This is a genomic window from Thalassotalea atypica, from assembly GCF_030295975.1.
GTDB lineage: Bacteria > Pseudomonadota > Gammaproteobacteria > Enterobacterales > Alteromonadaceae > Thalassotalea_F > Thalassotalea_F atypica.
In genome coordinates this window covers 4,123,440-4,145,651 of record NZ_AP027364.1, presented here as the reverse complement: position 1 = coordinate 4,145,651, position 22,212 = coordinate 4,123,440, and the positions used below count along the sequence as shown (strand labels likewise).

Sequence of the window (22,212 nt, the reverse complement as noted above, 5' to 3'; positions counted from 1 at the left end):
TTTAATGAAATTACATGCAAAGAACATTTTACTGGCACAGGGCTGGGCACAAGATCAGTTAGTAACGATAGCACAAGGTAAAATTGTGAATATCGAACCCATTGGTAGTCAAACAAGTGATGTAACTAAAGCACTTGTTATTCCCGGCATGGTCAACTGCCACTCTCATGCTTTTCAACGCGCCTTTGCTGGATTTAGTGAACAGGGCAGTGAACAAGGAGATAGCTTTTGGACTTGGCGGGCAATCATGTACAAGTTTTTGGCACAGTTAAGTGCACAAGACGCACAAGTGATTGCCACACAACTGTATATTGAAATGTTAAAAATGGGTTATACACGCGTCGCTGAATTTCACTATTTACATCATGATATTGATGGTCAAACCTACCCAGAGCTATCAACTATGGCAAAAGCCATTTTTGATGCCTCGAAGAACTCAGGCATAGGCCTAACCATGTTACCTGTTCTGTATCGTCATAGTGGTTTTGGTGAGCAAGCGCCAAATGAGGGACAAGCACGTTTTATCAATGATGTTGTGCAATTTAATCAGCTGGTCAGTGAGTGCGTTGAATTAACTGACACCTACGAGAATACCAATGTTGGTATTGCGCCGCATTCATTACGCGCGGTCGACAAAGCCTCACTAGAAAAAGCGGTTAGTCACGTTCGTGCGCTGGATGAGCATGCGCCAATCCATATTCACATTGCTGAGCAACAAAAAGAAGTGGACGACTGTTTAGCTCATTATCAAAAAAGACCCGTCCAATGGTTATTGGACAATATTGAGCTTGACCAGCACTGGTGTCTAATTCATGCGACGCATATCGATGAATCTGAACGACAAGGTATTATCAAACAGGGCGCAATTGCGGGTATTTGTCCAACGACAGAAGCCAATTTAGGTGATGGTATATTTCCCTCCACTGAATTTATTGCAGAAGGTGGTACGTGGGCAATTGGCTCAGACAGCCATATCTCAGTAAACCCTGTCGAAGAATTACGTTGGCTTGAATATGCTCAGCGATTGATTAAACAGCAGCGTGCTATTTTAGCAACTCCTAAGCAGCCTTCAGTCGGCAGACATTTATGGCAACATGCCGCTAAAGGCGGTGGGCAAAGTTGTGGTTTGCAACTGGGTGAAATTGCAATTGGCCAACAGGCTGACTTATTGGTGTTAGATAGCGAACTACTATCATGTTACGCCAACAGCGATCAGCATTTGTTAGACAGTCTTGTTTTTGCTAGTCAGCAACCAGCCATTGATGACGTGATGGTCAATGGTCAATGGGTGATTGAGCGCAAGCAACATAAATTGGCTGAACAAAGCCAAGCACAGTTTGCTCAACTCTTGGGGCGTTTATCGGCATAGCCAGGTGTCTTGAGTTTTTGTGTTTGGTTTATACTGACATTATCGAGATTAACATTGTGTTTAGGGGGAATCAGTAACCTAAGCAAGTTGACGAAACAGCAATAGGCATTACATTGATATATAGCAAACATGAACATCAGCACATAACAAAAGGCAGTGATGACGACACGTTTGAATGTGCTAGCCTTGCATTGGATAATGTCAATCGCAAGGTCTTTATAGCGAGCGCATCAGGGCCAACAACTGTTCAATCGCCTAGCCCTGATACGGTAATTGTTGAAGCTCCGCTGCAAATATTGCTTTCGTGGTTTAATGCTGAATCACAAAATTATAAAAGTCGTCCGCTAATTGTAACTATGCGCACGCCCGGCAATGATAAAGCCCTAGTTAGTGGCTTGTTGCTTAGCTTAGGTGTGATTACTGCCATACCTGATGTCGCGGAAATGCAGCATCTTGAGCCGCATGTATTCGAAGTTACGCTGAGTAAAAATATCAGCCCTGATTGGCCTCAATTAGAACGGCAAAGCATGAGTTTTTCTAGTTGTGGTGTTTGTGGGCAACAGCAAGTAAAACAACTCGCCATACGCCAACCTGTGGTGAGCGATCAAAGTGAGCGTTGGTTATCACTGACAACAGTATTTGAACTGCCTAAATTACTCAGTGACGATCAGGCTCATTTTGCCCAAACTGGCGGCGTTCACGGTGCTGGGCTATGGCAAAATGGCAATTATCTGTCGATTCAAGAAGATGTCGGCCGTCATAACGCGGTGGACAAAGTCATTGGTGAGCAGTTCATTTTATCTAAACAGACAGTATTGACTCAATTAGCACAATCGGTGCTTGTACTCAGCGGCCGGGTCAGTTTTGAATTAGTGCAAAAGGCGATCATGGCTAATATTCCAGTCATCGTCGCCATTGGCGCGCCATCGAGCCTTGCCATAACCTTGGCAAAGCGATTTAATATTACCTTAATTGGCTTTGCAAAAGAGAACCGATGCAATGTTTATAGTGGAGATTTTCGCTTAGTATGAGTTACAAAAAATATAGTGGCGCTGCAGGTGGTTGGGGAGCACTGGCCAGTACTGCTAAACATTTGTTGAAAAGTGAAAACGTTGCCAAGAATATTAAAAATTTGCTTAACACCAATCAAGATAAAGGTTTTGATTGCCCCGGTTGTGCATGGGGGGAAAAAGACGAGCCTGGCCGTGTTCGTTTTTGCGAGAATGGCGCGAAAGCGGTTAATTGGGAAGCGACATCAAAGCGTATCGATGCCAATTTTTTCCAAGCCCATTCGGTTCGTTGGCTGAAAAAGCAAAGTGACTATTTCCTCGAAGATCAGGGGCGGTTGGCCGAGCCTTTGCTATACGACCAAGATTCAGACCATTACCAAAGTGTTTCATGGCAGCAAGCATTTGATTTGATTGGCGAGCAATTGAATAAACTAGATCGCCCAGATCAAGCTGAGTTTTATACCTCGGGGCGCGCCAGCAATGAAGCGGCATTTTTGTATCAGTTATTTGTTCGTCGCTTTGGCACCAATAATTTTCCGGACTGCTCAAATATGTGCCACGAAGCCAGTGGTTATGCGTTAAAAGAATCAATAGGAGTTGGTAAAGGCACGGTCACATTGGCCGATTTTGAGCAAGCGGACGCGATTTTTGTTTTCGGTCAAAATCCTGGAACAAACCACCCGAGAATGCTTGATACCTTGAGCCATGCGACTAGACGAGGTGCTAAGGTTGTTACCTTTAATCCGCTAAAGGAAAGAGGTTTAGAGCGCTTTTCAAACCCTCAATCTGTGGGGGATATGTTAACCGGCAGTGCGACGGAGGTCTCAAGTTTGTATTTTACTCCGAACCTTGGTGGTGACATGGCGCTCGTCAGAGGCATGGTTAAAGCGCTATTAGCGCAACATCAGTTAGCCATTGCACAGCAGCAACAAGGAATTTTTGATCTTGAATTTATTGAACAACATACTGCCGGGTTGGATGAATATCTGGCGGAAGTAGAGAATACAGCTTGGTCAAAAATTATTGTTCAGTCAGGTTTATCTGAACAAGAAATTAAGCACGCAGCAAACGTTTATCAGCAAGCCGACAAGGTCATATTAACCTGGGCAATGGGGATAACTCAGCATAAACACTCAGTAGCCACCATTCAAGAAATGACTAATTTACAGCTACTGTTTGGTCAAATAGGTAAGGCAGGCGCTGGTCTTTGCCCAGTGAGGGGGCATTCCAATGTTCAAGGTGATCGAACGATGGGTATCAATGAAAAGCCACCACAGGCGTTTCTTGATCAACTTGAAAAGGTGTTTGATTTTACCCCACCTCAACAACCTGGTCACAACGTAGTGCAAGCGATTGAAGCGATGCTCAATGGCGAAAGTAAAGCTTTCATCGCGCTAGGAGGCAACTTCGCAGCAGCAACGCCAGACACACAACTAACACAGCAAGCCTTGAGTAATTGCAAACTTACCGTGAACATTGCGACTAAATTGAATCGAACCCATCTTTATCCAGGGGAAGTATCGCTTTTATTACCTTGTTTAGGACGGACTGATATCGATTTACAGGCGGGTGAGCCGCAAAAAGTGACAGTTGAGGATTCGTTCTCAATGGTACACGCCTCACAAGGGGTTGTTGAAAGTGATGTTAAAGATATGCGCTCAGAGCCCGCAATCATTGCAGGCATCGCGCAGGCAATGTTTGGGAATGAGCCTATTGCGTGGCTTGATGTGTGCAACAATTATGATAAAATTCGCGATCTAATAGCCGCCGTTTTACCCGAGTTTTCTGGCTTTAATGCAAAAATTAATCATGCAGGTGGCTTTTATCTAGGCAACAGTGCAGCACAGCTTACTTGGTTGAACGCCAGCGGACGTGCGGAGATCAAGACGCACTCTTTGCCAGATGATATTGTTAATCAGTCTCAACGAGAACTCACTAATAACAAAATATTTGTACTTCAAACCCTACGCTCTCACGATCAATACAACACTACCGTATATGGTTTTGAAGACAGGTATCGTGGCATCAGTGGTGAACGCTGTGTGTTATTAATGAACGAAACAGATATTGAAAGTTTAGCCATGAGTGCGGGGCAAAAAGTGGATATCGTAGCGCTTTGGCCGGATGATATTGAGCGAAAGGTTACTAATTTTACTTTGATCCCATATGATATCCCTTGCGGTAATGTCGCCAGTTATTTCCCTGAAGCAAATCCATTAGTGGCATTGGCCAGCTATGGCGATCATAGCTTTACGCCAACGTCCAAATCAATTGCTGTTGTAGTAACCGAAACTGCTGATACGGCAAAGCGTATTTTATAAGCGAACCTAAGGAACTTGGCTTACATATATTTAGAGTATTTTGTCATTACACTGCAGATTGTTTTTTGATTATCTGGATGTAGCTTTTGGTCTCGTTTAGTGCCGCGGCAATATTTTTCATAATACGTAATAATTGATGCACTTGTTAAAGTAACTTCTTGAATGTGTTCTTGTTCACTTGGACGAAAGGTTGAGAATTTTTTTTCTATCTCAGAATGCACTTTACTGGCTTTAAGGCGAACTCTTGTATCTGTAGCATCTGAAAATGCTGTTAGAACTTGCTCTTTTTTCTCTTCATAGAATGAAGTTACTTCAGGTTGTGGATAAAAGTGTAAAAATACTGCAATTGCTACGATTAAGATCAATATATTTTTCATGTTATGTCATATAATAGTTAACTGGTTATAGAATAATAAATTTTCCGATAATAATACAACGTAGATAGCGATATTTTATAAGAGCATCCTGTTATCTCAATTATCTGTACCGAATTTATTCGTATCGCGTTGCAAAGAGTACCAAGGATTTACCGTGAAGCACGAAAAACCTACTGCAAAAATAGAAACTATCCCGGTTAAAAACGTTAAAATTCATCAGCCTAATCAAAGTGTTCAATCTGGACACAATCCTCGCGATCAAATTTATGTGCGCAAAGTTGAAGGTGTTTTTCAGCGCTTACGGCAAAAGATGAATTTTTTCTTCTTGTTTTTATTCGCGCTTTTACCATGGTTGCAATTTAACGGTCAGCAGGCCATTTTATTCGACATTACTGAGCAACGATTCAATATTTGGGGCCTGACTTTATGGCCTCAAGATCTGACGTTATTAGCGTGGTTATTCATTTTAGGTGCCTTTCTACTCTTTTTTGTGACTACGTTTTTAGGACGGGTTTGGTGCGGCTACTTGTGCCCACAAACCGTATGGACATTTATTTTCATCTGGTTTGAAGAAAAAATTGAAGGGACAGCAAATCAACGTAAAAAGTTGGACGGTCAGAAACTAGATTTCAATAAGTTTTGGAGAAAAGCGTTAAAACACAGCTGTTGGCTATTTTTTTCTACGCTAACAGCGCTGACTTTCGTCGGCTATTTCATGCCAATGCAAGAAATTTTTGTTGACTTCTTTACCTTCAATGCCTCGATGGCTGCCACTTTAACAATTTTCTTTTTTGCTTTTTGCACATACGGCAATGCGGGTTGGATGCGTGAGATCATGTGTTTGCATATGTGTCCATACTCTCGCTTTCAATCAGCTATGTTTGATAAAGATACCATTACGGTGTCTTACGATGCTAAGCGCGGAGAAAGCCGAGGTGCTAGAGGACGCAAGCAAGATCACAAAGCTCTTGGGCTGGGTGATTGTATAGATTGTAATTTGTGTGTTCAGGTGTGCCCGACCGGCATTGATATTCGCAATGGCCTTCAGTATGAGTGCATCAATTGTGGTGCTTGTGTTGATGCCTGTGATGGTGTGATGGATCGCATGGGCTATGACAAAGGCCTAATACGTTATACCACTGAGCATGAATTGGAAGGTAAGAAAGTACATTTTGTTAGAAGCAAGCTGATTGGCTATGCCGTAGTTTTGTGTATCATGAGTACCTTGCTTGTGCTGGAAGTGGTAAATCGTGTTCCCGTTGCGATGGACATTATTCGAGACCGAAATGCACTAGCACGTGAGAATATTAATGGTGAAGTTGAGAATGTATACACGCTTAAAATTTTGAATAAGTCTCAGCACAATAATAGATACCGCTTATCTGTGAAAGGCATAGAAAACGCCAAATGGATAGGACCACAAGAAATTGATGTAAAAGCTGCACAAGTCTTTACCTTACCGATAAGCCTTGCTGTGGACCCGTATGAACTTAAGGGATATATGACTGATATACATTTTGTTATTGAGCTAATTAATGATGATGCTGATGTTCAATTAGAGACAGAATCTCGATTCTTTAAAACGCGCTAATGGCTGTTTTTGATTTTTCGACTCTGAGCCCTGATCTAATTTTAGATGGCTTAGAAAGCGCTGGATTTAACGTTGATTCGGGGTTATTGCCGCTTAATAGCTATGAAAATAGGGTTTATCAGTTTCACAATGAGCAAGGCACTAAATATGTCACTAAGTTCTATCGCCCCGAGCGTTGGAGTAAACAAGCCCTATTGGAAGAACATGACTTTGCTTTTGAACTAGTCGAGCAAGAGTTACCAATCATTGCACCGTTAAAAGTTAATAATAAAAGCCTTTTGCAATATCAAGGATTTAACTTTGCAGTATATCCCTGCCGTGGCGGCCGAATATTCGAAGTAGATAATTTGGAACAATTGGAATGGATGGGGCGCTTTGTAGGGCGAATTCATGCCATTGGCGCGAAAAAAGTATTTGAGCATCGACCAACGGTAAATACGGAAGAGTTTTTGATTCAAGCGCGACAAACGATTGTTGATTCTGGTTTTGTTTCAGCTGGCGTTCAGGTTGCCTTCTTTACTATCTTAGACCAAGTGATAGATTTGGCCTGTCAGCAATATCAACCCAACCAGACCATTAGACTGCATGGTGACTGTCATGCTGGAAATATACTGTGGCGTGAAGAGCACGGCCCGCACTTTGTTGACTTAGATGATTGCCGCCAAGGCCCCGCAATACAAGATCTATGGATGATGTTGTCAGGGGATCGGCAACAACAATTGTTACAAATGGATACGATGTTGTCGGGTTATGAAGAGTTTTTTTCTTTTGATTCTTCTGAGCTAGCCCTGATAGAATCATTACGAACAATGCGCGTAGTCAATTATATGGCTTGGTTATGTAAACGATGGAGTGATCCTGCGTTTCCACATAACTTTCCATGGTTTAATAGTGAAAAGTATTGGGAACAGCAAGTGTTAATGTTAAAAGAACAACATGCTGCCCTCACGCAAGACCCATTGAGCTTACTGCCTGCTTAATTTAAACCGGTGTTAAACACCCAAGGAACTTTTAAAATGAAAAAAACTTTTGCTAGTTTATTAATGGCTTTAGTCTTGCCGTTTATAGCAAACGCGGCTAATTACACTGAAGGTGTGCAATACACTCAAGTGAGTGAAAAAGCTTCTAAGTCTCCAGAAGTGAGAGAATATTTTTCTTTCTATTGCCCACATTGCCTACGTTTCGAACCTTTTTTTGCCGGTGTTAAAAAAGGCTTACCAGAAGGTGTGAAGTTTGAGCGTAATCACGTTGATTTTTTGCGTATGGCATCACCACAAATTCAGTTTTCATTAACTAAAGCACTAGCAACTGCACAGCAGTTAAAAGTGGAAGAGAAAGTGGTTGCTGCAATTTTCAACTACATTCAAAAGCAACGAGCGGTCATTTCTGCAGATAAAGATATTCGAAATATCTTCGTGTTAAATGGTGTAGACGGCGAAGCATTTGACAAAGCATTCAAAAGTTTTGCGGTTAACAGTAAAGCAAAACTAATGAAGAAGAGCCAAGATGATTTGACTAAAAAGCGTGCTTTAACAGGTGTACCTGCCATTGTTGTCAATGGCAAGTATCGTATCAACGCAGATAAGTTAGACCGTAATAACTTTGAACAAGATTACAAGAATTTGATTGAGTATTTAGTCAAGTTAGACAAATAAACTCGTGTTCTTGTGAATACAAAACCAGCTAACTAAGTTAGCTGGTTTTTTTATGCCTAAAATACAGCGTTATGATTAGTATCAGTGACACGCCAGTTAGCAGTATAGCCAGTGATCGTTGGTCGTGTTGCGCTACTTCTATGCCACTGCCAATCAGAGAGAACAGTAGCATTTGAGGTATGAAACCGACACATGAGCCAATAATAAATGGCGAGCGTGGGATGTTTGTAGCGCCGGCAATGAGGTTCGTTAAAAAGTTAGAGCCCAAAGGCAGTATACGGATAATTAAGGCTTTGATGAAAGTACTTGTTGAAAGAAATGAGTGTACTTTTGCTGTGTGTACAGGATATCGACGGTGTACTCTTTGGTGCAATGCCATTTGTGCTATTTGATAACTGAAAAAACAGCCAAGTGTTGTTGCACTTAACGCTAAACTAAATCCAATCCAATAGTCAAAACAATAGCCAGCAGTTAAAGCGGCAATTTGTCGTGGTAAACCAATACCTGTTCCAATAGATAAGGCTGTGAATAAGATGAGATATCCCATCGCACCATGTTGAATTGCATTGAGTATGGTGGGGAATTCTATTAACCAATCGGCGTTTATTTTAATAACCCTTGTAAAACTTTTTGCTTTGCTAGTTCAAATTCTTGCTCCGTTAATGCGCCTCGCTGTTTTAAATTCGCGAGCTTCTCAAGCGCATCAACCAGTTCGGTGTTTATTGTAGTGTCGTGGTGATTTGTTGGCAAAGGGTCTTGCGGTATTTTTTTCGATAGTTCGCTTTTTTGCGCGCTATTATGATTATCCGATGAAGAAGCGACTTTAGGCTCTGGGTTCAGGGGTTGGGCAGGGTCTGTTTTTGTCTGCATAAGTTGTTGGTGCAAAGGAGCCTTAAGCATTTCTTCTCGTTGTTCTGGCCGCTTGTTGCGTTGTTCAGTTTTTGTTGGCGATATGCTTTTTGATACTGTCCAGCACCAATCAATTGCGTATTCAACACTGTCGCCAAATTTCTTACGCGTAATTCGATTGTCTCCTTTTCTAAGGTAAATGCAAACAGCGTATTCATGTTCATTTTTGCTAATAAACTTAATATTGAGTTGCCGGATTCGATCAGAGACCATTTTATTAAGACGCTCGTTATTAAACTGCTCTCGTAAATCTTTTTCTGCGTTATTACTAAAAAGATGTTCATGGTCGATGGTATTGAAAATAGCATCATTCAAAATGATATTGCTTTCAACGATATCACTGACGTTAAGGACAACGTCGGCTTTTTTCTGATGATATTTAAAAAGAGAAATATGCTCCTTGGATTCACTGAATTTAATTGCGGAGTATTGGTGTGCTAAAATATGTCGTGAAGATGTTTTTTTCTTAAGAAAGATCGTTATCATCCAAAGCATAGCGATAATAATGATGAGTATCGCCAGTAAGTAAATCAGGTTGATGTAGCTCTTCTCATTCTCAGAGTCCATATTTAGCGTTTCATTGGGGGTGTTGTTTTCTAACAGCGGGAGAGTTAGTTTACTCAGTTGATGATTGGTCTGATTCAACACAAGGATTTCGTTTGCAGCGTCTTGGAATATTACTAATGGCCCCTTATCATTTAAATTCTCAGGTTGATATTGCCATTCAACAACGGGCGCTCTTGTTTGATCTGAATGGTCAGTGATCACGAGTGATTGTAGTTGCCAATTGCCGTCTTCCTCACTTAAAAATACGGTACTGCCCCATAAATGCATTAATAATCGTCCGTTATACGCGATTAAACCGTGATTTTTAACGGGCTCTGTATGCTTGAGTAAACTGTTTGTTGGGGAGATTTGTCGATAGTCATCTTTAGGAGAAGCGATGGTTAGTAAGCGTTCATTGTTATATTCGTGCGATAGCAGGAATGATGAGTCCACTTTTCGTGGCCAGATAAATTGATCCAATGCTTGTACCCCAATGATGAACAACTCGTTATTAATGTCGTCTTGATTAATGAAAGGATTGTTATTGGGGATAGTGTAATTTCTAAGTCCAAACTTTTCCGGATTGATACGTAAAATTGCGCCAGAATATAACGGCACTTTGTTGTGCTGAGGGTCTTGAGTTAGCGCAATAAAGAGTAGGCCAAAATCATCATTCCAAGATTTTTTGAAAGGGCTAAACGCCAATTGTGTAACATGAGCGCTTTCACTAGGTACACCGATGCGTATAACTTCTCGCAGACTGTCCTTATCGACAGTATTCCCTTTGAGCATTTGCCATTCATTAATAACGAGATCAAATAAGACCTCTGTTTGGCTGCCTTTGATGCGATTTGTACGCTTATTCTTAACAGTCGGTTCAATATGGGCAGTATAAAACACGTGAAAACCGACTTGGTCTCTAATGGAAAAATTGGGGTGTAATGCGACCGCTGTTAGTTTTATTGCATTGACGTTAATGTCTTGCAAAGAGAAAAAAGGTTTCTGATCAAATGTGTCTTTGTTTAAGGCATGGAAGTTTCCAGATGCGGAAATTAAATAGTAACGATCATTTTTGCTCGGATCTGCCAGTATATGTTGCCACTCATTAACCGTGTCACTTGCAATAACTGCAATAGGCTCAGGTTCTATGGTAGTTGCTGATATGTGTTGCGCAAAACAGCCTAATAAGAGTATCAGAGTTTTATGTATAGTGTTTATTATCCTCGCTCTAGGGAATATCATTTTTGCGACAACGACCGAAGCCTTTCCTTGTTGTGATTTCAATAGAATGTATAGCAATATTTAACAATATGTTGCAAAAAAGCAAACAAAACCCATGTATTTGTTTATTTTTTTAGTAAATGTACTTGAATTGCTTCTAAAAATTGGCTGCGCGTATTATTGTTGGCGTAAGCCAGTTTTCCTTCAATAATAATACTTTGATCGAACGCCGCATTTTTGTGGACGTAGAGAGCTTGCTTGCCCCAAACATGTACAGGGCGAGATATTTGATGAGTTACAAGTTTTTGCTTATGTTCAGAATACACTTGATGACTGATAGTGACGTCAAATGTGGCCATCTGTTTGTTGTGCTCTGTGGTAATTAACTGGACATTAGAACAGATAGTTGCGCTGCAGATCACCTGATTAATGGCGTTGGTATAACTTTTAGCAAAGTGCTCAATTGCGGTTGCATGAACAATTTCAAGTGGTTGTTGTTTATTGTTCGCAATATAACCTTGAACAAATATTACATCCCCTTTGTTAGCCTGTTGCAGTGCGGACTCTACGATTCTACCTACCGCCTTAATATTGTGGTAACTGGTCCACTCTTTGGTTGCTCCAGATTTCTTGTCGAGCCACTTATGGGTTGTCGCTAGTGTAATATCAGTCACTGCCAGCACTGGGTTAGCAAGATATCTTATTTCAGGCTTAGCAACTAGGTTGCCTAACAAGGTAACGGCACATTGCTGATTATGTTCTTCAAATGAGGTCATAGGAAGTGAGTAAAATGATTAATGAGTGATAATGTATGCAATCAAGGAGTGGCTGACAAGTTCAAATTACTGTCAGCCTGGCTTAGTTATTAACTTTATATTTAAAGAGGGCGATTTATGCCTTGTTTAAGCAATAGGTCATGGCATTTGAAAGTAATTCGAGTGCTGATTTATCGCTGGCAGGCAAACTGTCATCACAGGTGTTAACTGGGGTAATTCGATCGCCCCATTTGATATAGCCTGCACCCCAAGTTAAGCCTGCGCCAAAAGCGGCTGTCATGATATTATCTCCAGGCTTAATTCGACCATTTTCTACTGCTTCACAAAGTGCGATGGCAACAGTGGCGGCGGATGTATTGCCGTAATTGTGAATATTAACCATGACTTGTTCGTCAGAGAGTTCAAACTGCTTCTGCAGTGCAGCGATGATTCTTAAGTTGGCTTGATGTGGTACCAGTAAATTGATATCTGAAGCCTTAATATTCGCTTGCTCCATCACGGTGTTAGCGCCTTGACCCATACCACGTACGGCACGTTTGAAAATTTCTTTACCGATGAACTGAATATTCAATGCGGCCGCTGGATTATCATAGCGGTCAATTTCAGTACCAAAACCTTGCACCTGCAGTATGTCTCTTGCTTCGCTATCACAACCTAATTTTGCATTAAGCAAACCTAGCGGTTTATCGGTCGCTTCAATGACTACAGCACCAGCACCGTCGCCAAATAATACTGCAGATTCACGTTGTGACCAGTTGACAAACCAACTCATTCTTTCTGCGCCAATGACTACAGCTTTTTTTACTGCGCCCATTCTCACCTGAGCTGTGGCACTTTGCAGTGCATATAAAAAACCGGTACATGCGGAGTTCATATCAACGGCCGCGGCGTTTTTTGCTCCAATTAGGTTTTGGACTTTCGATGCGGAATTAGGGACTAACATATCGGGAGTTGATGTAGCTAAGGCAACCAGCTCGATTTCTGTTGGGTCAATACCTGCGGCTGCTATGGCCCTTTTTGCTGCTAGTGCCGCTAATTCTGCCGTCCCCACATGGGATATACGCCTTTCTTTTATACCTGTTCGAGATGTGATCCATTCATCGCTAGTATCTACATGTTTGGCAATATCTTCATTGGTTAATATTGCGGGTGGAAGGCACTTTCCCCAGCCTGTGATTTCAGCGTATTGCATGAATTCTCTCTATTTTTCATTAGTAAGTGGCAAACATTTTACGTTAGTGGTATGACCTTGAAAAGTTTTTAACTCAAATAATGCGGTGAAATTGAATTTGGTTCTGAGTGGTACGGAATGACTATAAAAACAGGTTAAATTCGTGGCATGAATCTAACCTGTTCATCGAGAAGTGTATCGGAGATTTTACTAGCGCTTAAGCTTGTCAATGACCTCCTTCGGCACTAATGGAGTTAATTCGGCAATACATTTTTCTGCTTGAAACGCTTTAATATTGACCTGTAATTCACATAACGCGTATAAATATTGAGGATTATTACTCAATTCGTAAGCTTGTCGTAGCGACGATTGTGCTACTTTTTGATCGGTTTCTTGAATTGTTAGTCCAAGTACGTAATGAAAACGGGCATTTTGAGGCTCTATGGCGACAGCCTGTTTGAAATATGTGATAGCTTGCGCTGATTGTTTCTGGCGAATAAAGGCAAGACCTAAACTATAAGGAATATTTCCGTCATCGGGTTGTGCTAGTTGTCCTTGTTTAAGTGTTTTAATAGCTTCTGCAGATTTTTGTTGGCGACGGTATAAATCAGCTAGATTGAGATAACCTCCGGAAAAGTGGGGCTCAATACGAATAGCATTTTTGAGGGCTTTCTCTGCGTCTTCAAAACGGCCCTGATATATCGCGATATTGCTGATATTTGAATGGGAAGCGCCGCGATCACCGTTAAATTCTTGAATGGACAAGTATTCGTCTAATATTGGTTGTAGCTTATCTTGCTGATTTTTATTTAGCTCAGACCATATCGGCGCTAGGGTTCTCGCAGCTTCGGTGCGCACTGCGAGCACTTTATCATCCAACAATAAGGCCAATATTTCCCAACGCTCTTTAGGTGGGAAATTCTGCGCACCATCAATTGCTCCTAATCGGATATAGCTATCTTGGTGTTTAACGCCACGTGCGATGGCGACTAAAGTATTTCTATTTGGCGTATTGCTGGTTCTCATCAAAGCGGAAGCACGCACTATATTTGAAAATTGATAGTTTTGCGCTATGTGTGATAGGGCATCTGCTGCACCTTGATACCCTCTGTCAGCGGCAAAAAATGTTGTTGCCGGATGAGGTTGTTCTAATTGTTTTACACCAAACCATTTTTCATGAACTTGTTTGCTCCATGTTCGATCTTTAGACGGATCGGTTTTTTGATGACAATCGACACAAACATCAGGAGAGCCAATTTGTTGCTCTAACACAGGGTTAGGAGTATGCCAGTTATGATCACGTCGAGGGTCCACCTGCATGTAGGTGGTTTCAGGCATATGACAATTCACACATTGTGCGCCTTCAGACCCTTCTTTATGATGATGATGTGTTTCATTATTGTAGGTTGGAGCTTGATGACATTGCAAGCAAACAGCTTCTTGCGGCATTTTTAATTTTGCTGTATGCGGATCGTGACAATTACTGCAAACTACGCCAGCTTGCGCCATCTTACTTTGTAAAAATGAGCCATACACATAATCTTCGTCGTATATCTGCCCATCAGCGTAATATAGATTTGGTTCAAGCAAACTTAGCAAGTACCTATCTCCAAATTCACCACTTGCGACATGATCATCATTGCTGATTTGTGTGTGGCGACTATGACATTGTGCACAAACCAACACTTGCTGGCTGTCAACTTTTTCACCTGGCACTAAGGTGGTTGACTTAGGATCATGCTCCCAGCTGGCTACTGCTTTCGCTAAGCTACGTTTGAATCCTAAATTGGCACCTAAGTGCTCTGTGCTGTCATTATTCTCTTGGGCGTTTACCCATTTGAGATGATCGGCTGCTGGACCATGGCATGCTTCACAGGCAACATTGATTTCACTCCAAGTGCTGTTGAAAGTATTGGTTTTTGTATCAAAGTTTTTTTGTAAATTGGTGGAGTGACAATCTGCGCACATGTAGTTCCAATTTTGCCCTGTATTTGTCCAGAAAAAATCTTGATGTGACTGATTAAACTGTGGGTAGAGGTTATACCAGCGTTGACCACCGTCTTCTTTTTTTCTTGAATCCCAAGTAAATGGAATAAGTTGGACTCGGCCATCATCAAATTCAACCATGTATTGCTGTAATGGCTCAAAACCAAAGGTATACTTTATTTGATAGTGGTGAAATTTTTGATCCGGCCCTTCGATATACACCCAGAACTGATCGCCTTTTTTATAAAACCGATTTTCTTTTTCATCAAAAACAAAAGTTACGTTGTTAAAATCCCCAAGTACGCTTTCATCAGTGGCATGTTTCATTGCCATATCGTGGTGAGAGCCCTGCCAAGCTTGGTACTGTTCTTGGTGGCAGTCGATACATTGTTCACTTCCAACAAATTGCTTATTGGCTGTAGATTTATTTGCGGCTTGTGAATACCCACTGAAAGTAAACATGAGGAGCAGCGTGGATAACATAACCAATGTTTGCTTTTTTGTTGAGGAGTACTTTTTATCCGACTGACCCGGTAACGATATCATTTGACGTCCTTTTTAACTTTATTTCATGCGGCGCTTGGAGTTGCTTTCCCGCATCTGCTTTTTATGCTTGGTTATTTTCTTTGCGCATAATTTTATCATCATTTGTATCAGTGTTTACAGAGCCTGATTCATTAATTTTTTCGAGTTCTGGCAATGCCTTAGGCAACCTAAAGGCTATACCACTTGCTTTTTTTCTAACGGCGCAACCTAGTTTTAATAATAGACTAGTGTTGTGGCGTTGTGGTTCAGCACTAAACTGTTGTTGCCATTGTTGGTGATGACTTTGCCATTGCTTCTTAGCGCTGGAATTTGAAGGTAATGCATCATAATACGAGCGCAATGTTAGCTTCTTTTGAAAGATAAACAGTCGACGATAAAGGTATAAATTTGCCAGTGACCTGTTTTGTTTTAATGTCGCATTTATCAAGCCGATCAAATTTGGCGTCGGTAAGGTTTTGATGTGTCGAAAGACTCTAATTAGTAAAAATATCAATACTATTAAAGCAATCAATGAAGATAACAATGTCAAACCATAGGCTTTTAACCACGTTTTGGGCGTGTGAATGACGCTGAACGTTTGACCTTGTAAAACAATTTCTTGCAGTTGATTGCTGGTTGTATCCCACCACTGTAATTTAATTTCTGGCAGCTCAATCACTCCTGCTTTTTGTACCATCCAAGTTGCTTCTTCCACCCTAGAAGCATAGTACTCTCCTCGACTATGGCTGTCGTTGAGTTGAGAAGGCGATAGGTACAGCTGCGCTTTATCAAGTGAATGGTTTGTCTTGTTTTCGAATACGTTTGGCAGCATGACCGAGGTGCTATCTTCCGCATTGATGGTGATCTTGCGAGTGATAGCGTCACCCATCTCTATTTCAATAATAGGTTCCTCATAACTCTCCTCCTTTCCTTCATTTTGCTCATTGCTGATAGGTAGGTGGGCTGCTTTGCCATTCCATTGCTGTTGTACGTCAAGAGCACTCCCTGCCACCCATAAACTATCTTCAGATAGATAGGGCGAAGGGAGTTTGGCTGAGAATTTTATCGCGGGCGTGATTAAGGTACCTGATACTTTATCCTTTGGCGTTGCGGCGACTGTGACTTGCACGGGAAGTGGCGGGATCACAAAGTCACCACTTTTTTGTGGATAAATGGTTAGCTCCCATTGTTGCACTGCCCATGAGACACCGTTACGACGTTCAGATGAGTTACTTGCTAATTTGTCGCGATGCAACGCGATGGCATTATCAATGTCAATGTGAGCAATACGTGTACCACCAGCAAACCAATGTACCGTAGACACTTCTATGATGAGCCTAGCTTGTTGTTTCACTGCAAGATTAGCATCCGGTATTACCCATGCATCAATGGCCAAGCGGTTTTGTTGTTGCAACTCCGCAATTGTTATCGCGTTTGCTGTCAAAGACAAGCAGCCTAAAATAAGCATAAAGGCTAGGTTTAGTAGCAACTTCATTCCTGCGCTCCTGCTTTATTTTTAGTAGCTGTTTGGGTGGACTTGCTCTGCTGTAATTGCAGCTGAAACTTACTTGCCAAAAAACGCTCAGGATTGGATTGAACACGTTCCATCCACTTTCTATTCAAGGCTTCATTTTGCAGTATTTGTTCTGCACTCAGTGATTCTTCAATCATCAATTCTTTAGTGGTTTGTTCGTCTGCACCGTCGCTGGTTTGCGGGGCTTCTCCTAATTCCTTAGAGGCTTCGTTTTCAGTGTTTGCCTGTGACTCACTCATTGAATTTATTTCATCAATCAGTTTTTGCAGTACTTGTAGGTTATGAACCGCATTAGGAAAATCTTTGTCTAGGGCAACTAATTCTCTATAGAGGTTTCTCGCTGCAATATATTCACGCTGATGGGCGAGCGCATTAGCTGCACCAAACATAGCAGCTAACGAATCTTCTCTTAAATAGAAACTGTGTGCCTTTTTGTATTCTTCAGCGTAAAAATAAGCCGTTGCTTTGTGCATAGGCTGGGTGAAATCTTGGGCGGCCTCTATGAACTCACCTTGATTAAAGTGCAATTGACCTTGTTGATCTTTAGTCATCCACAAATCGGCAAATTGCCAGCTAGCCGCATAGCTTTGCGTAGGTGTTGCGATACCGATTAGTAAAATACCCGTCACAGACCACTGCACTAACCAACCGCGTCTAAACCACATTAAAAATAATACAGCGATCACGTATGTCAGTGAGTAGCCCATGTCTTGCCATGGTAGTGCGCTGTCGGCACTGATTTGCATGTGGCGATTGATTTGCTTTGCTATCCAATTAACGTCCTCATTATCAATAGTTACTGTGTTTATTTTTGCGTTGCTGACGCTTGCTAAACGATTCAGACCATCCATATCTAATGTAATATCACTTGGCTTTTCATCATTCCCCATTGCTAATATTAATAATTGATGGCGGGACTGCTCAAAGTATTGACCAAACGCTTCAACTGTTTGACTACCGATCCCATCGGTGACTAGTAAAACTGTGCCGGGGACATTTTGTTTGGCAAATTGTTTATCAATAAGCGGCAATGTATATTCAGCAAATTTCCCTTGCCTAGGCATAATACGTGGCGTTACAGCATGAAGCAGCGGTTTAAAAATATCGATATCTTGTGTTAAAGGCATGGCTAAATGTGCGCTACCGGTGTACACAATTAGCCCGGTTTGGCCACCATTACGTTGGCTTAAAATGTCTTCAATTTTTTGTTTAGCGCGCGCCAAGCGACTTGGCTTAACATCAGTTTGGAGCATGCTTGCAGAAACATCTAAAACAACTAACAGCGGTGCCTTATCTTCACCAAATGGAGAAGCTTGTCGCTGCCAAGTAGGGCCTGAAATCACGATGATTAATAACGTTGCCACTACAGCCAACATTTTAAGTGGCATATGTTGTTGCCATGCATTTTGACCAACAGTTAAGGCTTTTAGCAAATGCTTTGGCAGATTCTTTTGATGTTCATTGGTTTTATTTTCAATGCGCCAACGCCAGTAAAAGACAAAATAGGCAGGTACAAGTGATAATAACCACAAAGGACGCATGAAATGAAACTGTTCCCATATAATGTAGTCAGTCATTATTTTGCTCCCTTGCTATTTGATGCAACAGAGCGTGCTTTTTGCCTAACGGCTTTGCTTTGATATTGGCGACGAAACATCGCACTGTAAAAACCTAGTAAATACAAAAACAGCAAAAACAAAATAGGGACATAATGCATGCTCATTTTTGGCTGAAAATTAACGCTAGAGTATGTTTGCTGCTCGAGTTCGCTAATTGTTTGATTTACACGTTGCAATTCGGTGGGTGAAAGCGCAATAAAGGACTGGCCAGTGGTTAACGAAGCCACTTTTTCAATAACTTCCATATCCATCGCTTGTTCGCCTACGGTTTGCGGATCACCTATTGCAACCATATGAATACGAATATCTTTCGCCGCGGCAACTTTAGCAGCATCTATGGGAGGAACTAAGCTGTCAGTGTCATTCCCGTCGGTAAAAACAATGGCGACTTTTTCTTTATTTGGGTTTGTTTGGTTCGGTTGATTAAAAATCTTAATCGCTAAGCCGATGGCATCTCCAAGATGTGTACTTTGTCCGGCCATAGCGACTTCTGTTTCATTCAATAATTCTAACCATGCTTGATGATCGGCGGTAAATGGTGCTTGCAGATACGCAGAATCACCAAATAAAATCAGACCTAAACGATCTCCTTCTCGGTCTTGACTAAAGTCGGTCAATACTTCTTTAATTGCTGATAATCGAGAGCCCATCGCGCCATTGCTTAACATGAAGTCTTCCGTTTCCATAGAACCCGAAAGATCCACGACCACCATAACATCACGTCCAATCATCTCTCGTTGCTGAACGGGTCCAAGCCACATCGGCTTTGCAAGTGCAGTTAGTACTGCCGTCCATGCCAAAATCATGGCTATTTTCTGCCACGTCGACGGCTCTAGGCATTCAGCACCTTCTTGTGGTTTTTCATCAATTAACTCAAGCAGCTTACCGAAAAAAGGTACTTTGACTGCGCTACGCCGAGTTTGATAAGCAGGTACAAATTTATAAATTAAATAGGGCAGTGGAAACACTAAAAACCAGCCAGGATAGACAAATTCAAACATGATCATCTCCCTGTTCAACAATTGATGCTGTAACTGTGTGCTGCTTGGCCCATTGAACAAGCTGCGTTTGAATTTCCAAGATTTCATTCCTACTTATTTGTTCTACAAGGGAAGGTTGATTTAAGGCATTTTGCCATTTAGCGCCTAAAGTACTTGGTAGCTCCACATCACCTGTACGTTCTAAAAACGAAATCAACGAGTGCCCATATAGTTCGGTGCTAGCAATGTTCGGGTAGGCATATCGTATAGTGAGTTGCAGTATTTGGTGAATATGTAGCAATGCTGTTTGAGTTTGGGCTAAGTCTACTTTGGCTAATGCCTCTGCTGCCTCTGTACGGTATCGGTTTTGCCACCAGTGACGCGCTTGTTGAACCAATTTTACACATAAAAAAAGTATAGCGACGGCGAGTAAGATCGCCCAACCTATTGTTTGTGGCCACCAAGCAACGCTGTGGGGTAAAGGTGCATCGACTAAATCTCTTAGAAGGTACTTCGCAGCACCAGCACCAGGGTTATTGAAAAATGCAAATATCATCTCGCCCCCAATGCTTTTTTAAATTGCATTATGTGTGAGCCCGCAGTGTCCAGACTGATCAAAGGTATTTTTTGTGACTTTAGTAAATCGGACAAATTCTGCTTGGTTTGGTTAAATTCGTCAGTAAATTTTTGAGCAAGTTCGGTATCCGATGATTCGATTCGTAACTGCCATTGGCCATCGCTAACGATCAATGAGCTATCAATATCTAATTTTTGTTCCATTGGATCGTTGATCATGACAGACAAGACATTGTTATGAAGCTGAATTTTCTTGATTAGCGCAACAGCTTCCGCAGTCAAATCATGAAAGTCACTGATAAATATGTACACTCTATTTTTAGCATTGGTTCTTACGAGTTGCTGTAACATTTTTATAAATGGTTGCTCAGTTTGATCGGACTTTGCCAATGATTCTGCACTACTTAAGTGTTGAGTACTGGTTGCCAAGTGTCTCATTAAACGCATTATTTGGTATTGATTTCGTTGGGGCTCAAACCACTGCTGCTTTTCATCATCAAACACAAGCGCACCGATACGGTCGTTATCTGCGAGTATTCGCCATCCACAAAGTGTTGCTATTTCAGCTGCAATCACTGATTTCATGGTATCAACAGAAGAAAAGAACATATTGCGGCGTTGGTCTACACACAACACTACTTGGTGATCTTTTTCTTCTGTGTAAGCACGTACATGTGGTTTGCCTGTACGTAGTGTTACGCGCCAATCTAAAGTACGGATATCATCGCCTTTTTGATAATGGCGCAACTCTTCGAAATTCAGTCCTCGGCCTCTAAATTGAGACTGGTGACGGCCAGACAGCACACTGCGTGCTTTCTGGTGCCCAAGAAAATCAAAGCCAACTGCTTGATTTTTTATTAAAAACAGGGCCTTGAAATCACAAGCAATGCGCGGATCAAGATCTGATATGGGCTGTTTAATTCGATGTTTATTTTGCATCGTCTTGCTTCTTAGCCGATAAGTACGTGATGTAAGAGTTCGTCTACAACGTCTTGCGCACTAATGCCATCGGCAATAGCATCAAAACTCAAAATAAGGCGATGAGCCAATACTTGATGGGCAATTGCTCGAACATCGTCAGGCTCTGCAAAATCTCGCCCTTCAAGCCATGCATGAGCGCGGGCACATTTGTCGAGTGCTATCGATGCTCTTGGGCTAGCTCCTGCCGTTAACCATTGTGAAAGTTTTGAATTTGGGTATTTCTCTGGCTGTCTGGTGGCAATGACTAGGCTAACTAAATAACGTTCTACTAACTCTGAAACATGAATATGTTGTACTTCTTTTCTGCCAGTTAAAATATGTTCAATATTGATGGTTTGTTCAGGTGTAAAGCCTGAGCTGTTCTCTTCGCCTCGAACCAATTTAACAATAGAAAGCTCCGAGTCAAAATCAGGATAATCCACGTTCACTTTCATTAAAAAGCGATCCATTTGCGCTTCAGGTAAAGGATATGTACCTTCTTGCTCAATCGGATTTTGTGTTGCTAGTACCATAAAAATCTCAGGCAATTTATGGGTGATATCGCCAACGGTTAATGTGCCTTCGGCCATCGCTTCTAGTAAGGCTGCCTGTACCTTGGCAGGCGCACGGTTTATTTCATCAGCGAGCACAATTGAGTTAAACACTGGTCCTGCTTGGAATGTTAGGCTTGGTTTACCGTCAACTTCTTGATAAACGTCGGTGCCGGTAACATCAGATGGAAGTAGATCTGGAGTGAATTGAATACGGCCAAAACTCGCTTTGATGGTCTGTGCCAAGGCTTTAATTGAACGAGTTTTCGCCGTACCTGGTAGTCCTTCAAGCAATAAATGCCCACCTGTTAGCATGCCAATGATCATGCTTTTCACGACATGTGATTGCCCAATGACCGAGCGGCTCACTTGTTGGTATAAGGTGGCAATGTCTTGTTGTGCTTGGCTCATGGTAAACCCTTGTGAGAAGAAAATTGTATGTTATTAGGATAGTAAAACTAATAGGCTCAGTTCTACAGTATTATTACTAATTTTATAGAAAACAAAACTAGCACAGTTAACACCTAATAAATAC

Annotated in this window: 18 protein-coding genes; 6 read left to right on the top strand and 12 right to left on the bottom strand. The window is 41.6% G+C overall.

Annotation, left to right across the window (positions count from 1 at the left end):
- The first annotated feature begins 4 nt into the window (after nt 1-4).
- The 3 genes from QUE03_RS18595 (at nt 5) to QUE03_RS18585 (ending at nt 4,700) form a co-directional block, all read left to right on the top strand.
- Entirely contained in the window at nt 5-1,369 is a 1,365-nt protein-coding gene (locus QUE03_RS18595; protein WP_286263470.1) for a formimidoylglutamate deiminase, read from the top strand.
- A gap of 113 nt (nt 1,370-1,482) precedes the next feature.
- Nucleotides 1,483-2,400, top strand: a complete 918-nt coding sequence (fdhD, locus tag QUE03_RS18590; RefSeq protein ID WP_286263469.1) for a formate dehydrogenase accessory sulfurtransferase FdhD — start codon at nt 1,483-1,485, stop codon at nt 2,398-2,400.
- Nucleotides 2,397-4,700, top strand: a complete 2,304-nt coding sequence (locus tag QUE03_RS18585) for an FdhF/YdeP family oxidoreductase (protein ID WP_286263467.1) — start codon at nt 2,397-2,399, stop codon at nt 4,698-4,700. Before fdhD ends, QUE03_RS18585 begins: the two co-directional genes overlap by 4 nt.
- Nucleotides 4,701-4,720: 20 nt before the next feature.
- Here the strand turns inward: QUE03_RS18585 and QUE03_RS18580 are convergent, their stop codons facing one another.
- Complete coding sequence (locus QUE03_RS18580; RefSeq protein WP_286263466.1) at nt 4,721-5,077, bottom strand: hypothetical protein; 357 nt, start codon at nt 5,075-5,077, stop codon at nt 4,721-4,723.
- Nucleotides 5,078-5,231: 154 nt separating this feature from the next.
- On the opposite strand from QUE03_RS18580, the gene ccoG reads away from it, so the two are divergent.
- Genes ccoG through QUE03_RS18565 form a run of 3 tightly spaced genes read left to right on the top strand, consistent with a single transcriptional unit; the run spans nt 5,232 to nt 8,323 of the window.
- Complete coding sequence (gene ccoG, locus QUE03_RS18575; protein ID WP_286263465.1) at nt 5,232-6,668, top strand: cytochrome c oxidase accessory protein CcoG; 1,437 nt, start codon at nt 5,232-5,234, stop codon at nt 6,666-6,668.
- Nucleotides 6,668-7,648, top strand: a complete 981-nt coding sequence (locus QUE03_RS18570; protein WP_286263464.1) for a serine/threonine protein kinase — start codon at nt 6,668-6,670, stop codon at nt 7,646-7,648. The genes ccoG and QUE03_RS18570 overlap by 1 nt, the downstream gene beginning before the upstream one ends.
- Nucleotides 7,649-7,684: 36 nt before the next feature.
- Nucleotides 7,685-8,323 carry a DsbA family protein gene (locus tag QUE03_RS18565; RefSeq protein ID WP_286263463.1) on the top strand — a complete coding sequence of 213 codons (639 nt, stop codon included), beginning with the start codon at nt 7,685-7,687 and terminating at the stop codon, nt 8,321-8,323.
- Between the two features lie 37 nt (nt 8,324-8,360).
- Here the strand turns inward: QUE03_RS18565 and QUE03_RS18560 are convergent, their stop codons facing one another.
- The 11 genes from QUE03_RS18560 to QUE03_RS18510 form a co-directional block, all read right to left on the bottom strand.
- The gene (locus QUE03_RS18560) at nt 8,361-8,870 is read right to left on the bottom strand and encodes a TVP38/TMEM64 family protein (RefSeq protein ID WP_286263462.1); all 510 of its coding nucleotides are present in this window, start codon (nt 8,868-8,870) and stop codon (nt 8,361-8,363) included.
- A 56-nt stretch (nt 8,871-8,926) separates the two neighbouring features.
- Nucleotides 8,927-11,062: an SHOCT domain-containing protein gene (locus QUE03_RS18555; protein WP_286263461.1), complete on the bottom strand. Its 2,136-nt coding sequence runs from the start codon at nt 11,060-11,062 to the stop codon at nt 8,927-8,929.
- Nucleotides 11,063-11,124: 62 nt separating this feature from the next.
- Nucleotides 11,125-11,775 carry a single-stranded DNA-binding protein gene (locus tag QUE03_RS18550; RefSeq protein ID WP_286263460.1) on the bottom strand — a complete coding sequence of 217 codons (651 nt, stop codon included), beginning with the start codon at nt 11,773-11,775 and terminating at the stop codon, nt 11,125-11,127.
- Between the two features lie 115 nt (nt 11,776-11,890).
- Nucleotides 11,891-12,967, bottom strand: coding sequence for a ketoacyl-ACP synthase III (locus tag QUE03_RS18545; protein ID WP_286263459.1), 1,077 nt, complete (start codon nt 12,965-12,967; stop codon nt 11,891-11,893).
- Between the two features lie 189 nt (nt 12,968-13,156).
- Nucleotides 13,157-15,478 (bottom strand): tetratricopeptide repeat protein, encoded by a 2,322-nt coding sequence (locus QUE03_RS18540; RefSeq protein WP_286263458.1) that lies wholly within the window; start codon nt 15,476-15,478, stop codon nt 13,157-13,159.
- Between the two features lie 61 nt (nt 15,479-15,539).
- Nucleotides 15,540-16,952 carry a BatD family protein gene (locus QUE03_RS18535; protein WP_286263457.1) on the bottom strand — a complete coding sequence of 471 codons (1,413 nt, stop codon included), beginning with the start codon at nt 16,950-16,952 and terminating at the stop codon, nt 15,540-15,542.
- Nucleotides 16,949-18,568 (bottom strand): vWA domain-containing protein, encoded by a 1,620-nt coding sequence (locus tag QUE03_RS18530; protein WP_286263456.1) that lies wholly within the window; start codon nt 18,566-18,568, stop codon nt 16,949-16,951. Before QUE03_RS18530 ends, QUE03_RS18535 begins: the two co-directional genes overlap by 4 nt.
- The gene (locus QUE03_RS18525; protein ID WP_286263455.1) at nt 18,568-19,611 is read right to left on the bottom strand and encodes a VWA domain-containing protein; all 1,044 of its coding nucleotides are present in this window, start codon (nt 19,609-19,611) and stop codon (nt 18,568-18,570) included. Before QUE03_RS18525 ends, QUE03_RS18530 begins: the two co-directional genes overlap by 1 nt.
- On the bottom strand, nt 19,604-20,146 hold the full coding sequence (locus tag QUE03_RS18520) for a DUF4381 domain-containing protein (protein ID WP_286263454.1): 543 nt from the start codon (nt 20,144-20,146) through the stop codon (nt 19,604-19,606). The genes QUE03_RS18525 and QUE03_RS18520 overlap by 8 nt, the downstream gene beginning before the upstream one ends.
- On the bottom strand, nt 20,143-21,105 hold the full coding sequence (locus tag QUE03_RS18515) for a DUF58 domain-containing protein (protein WP_286263453.1): 963 nt from the start codon (nt 21,103-21,105) through the stop codon (nt 20,143-20,145). The genes QUE03_RS18520 and QUE03_RS18515 overlap by 4 nt, the downstream gene beginning before the upstream one ends.
- Before the next feature lie 11 nt (nt 21,106-21,116).
- The gene (locus QUE03_RS18510; protein ID WP_286263452.1) at nt 21,117-22,088 is read right to left on the bottom strand and encodes an AAA family ATPase; all 972 of its coding nucleotides are present in this window, start codon (nt 22,086-22,088) and stop codon (nt 21,117-21,119) included.
- Nucleotides 22,089-22,212 lie beyond the last annotated feature (124 nt).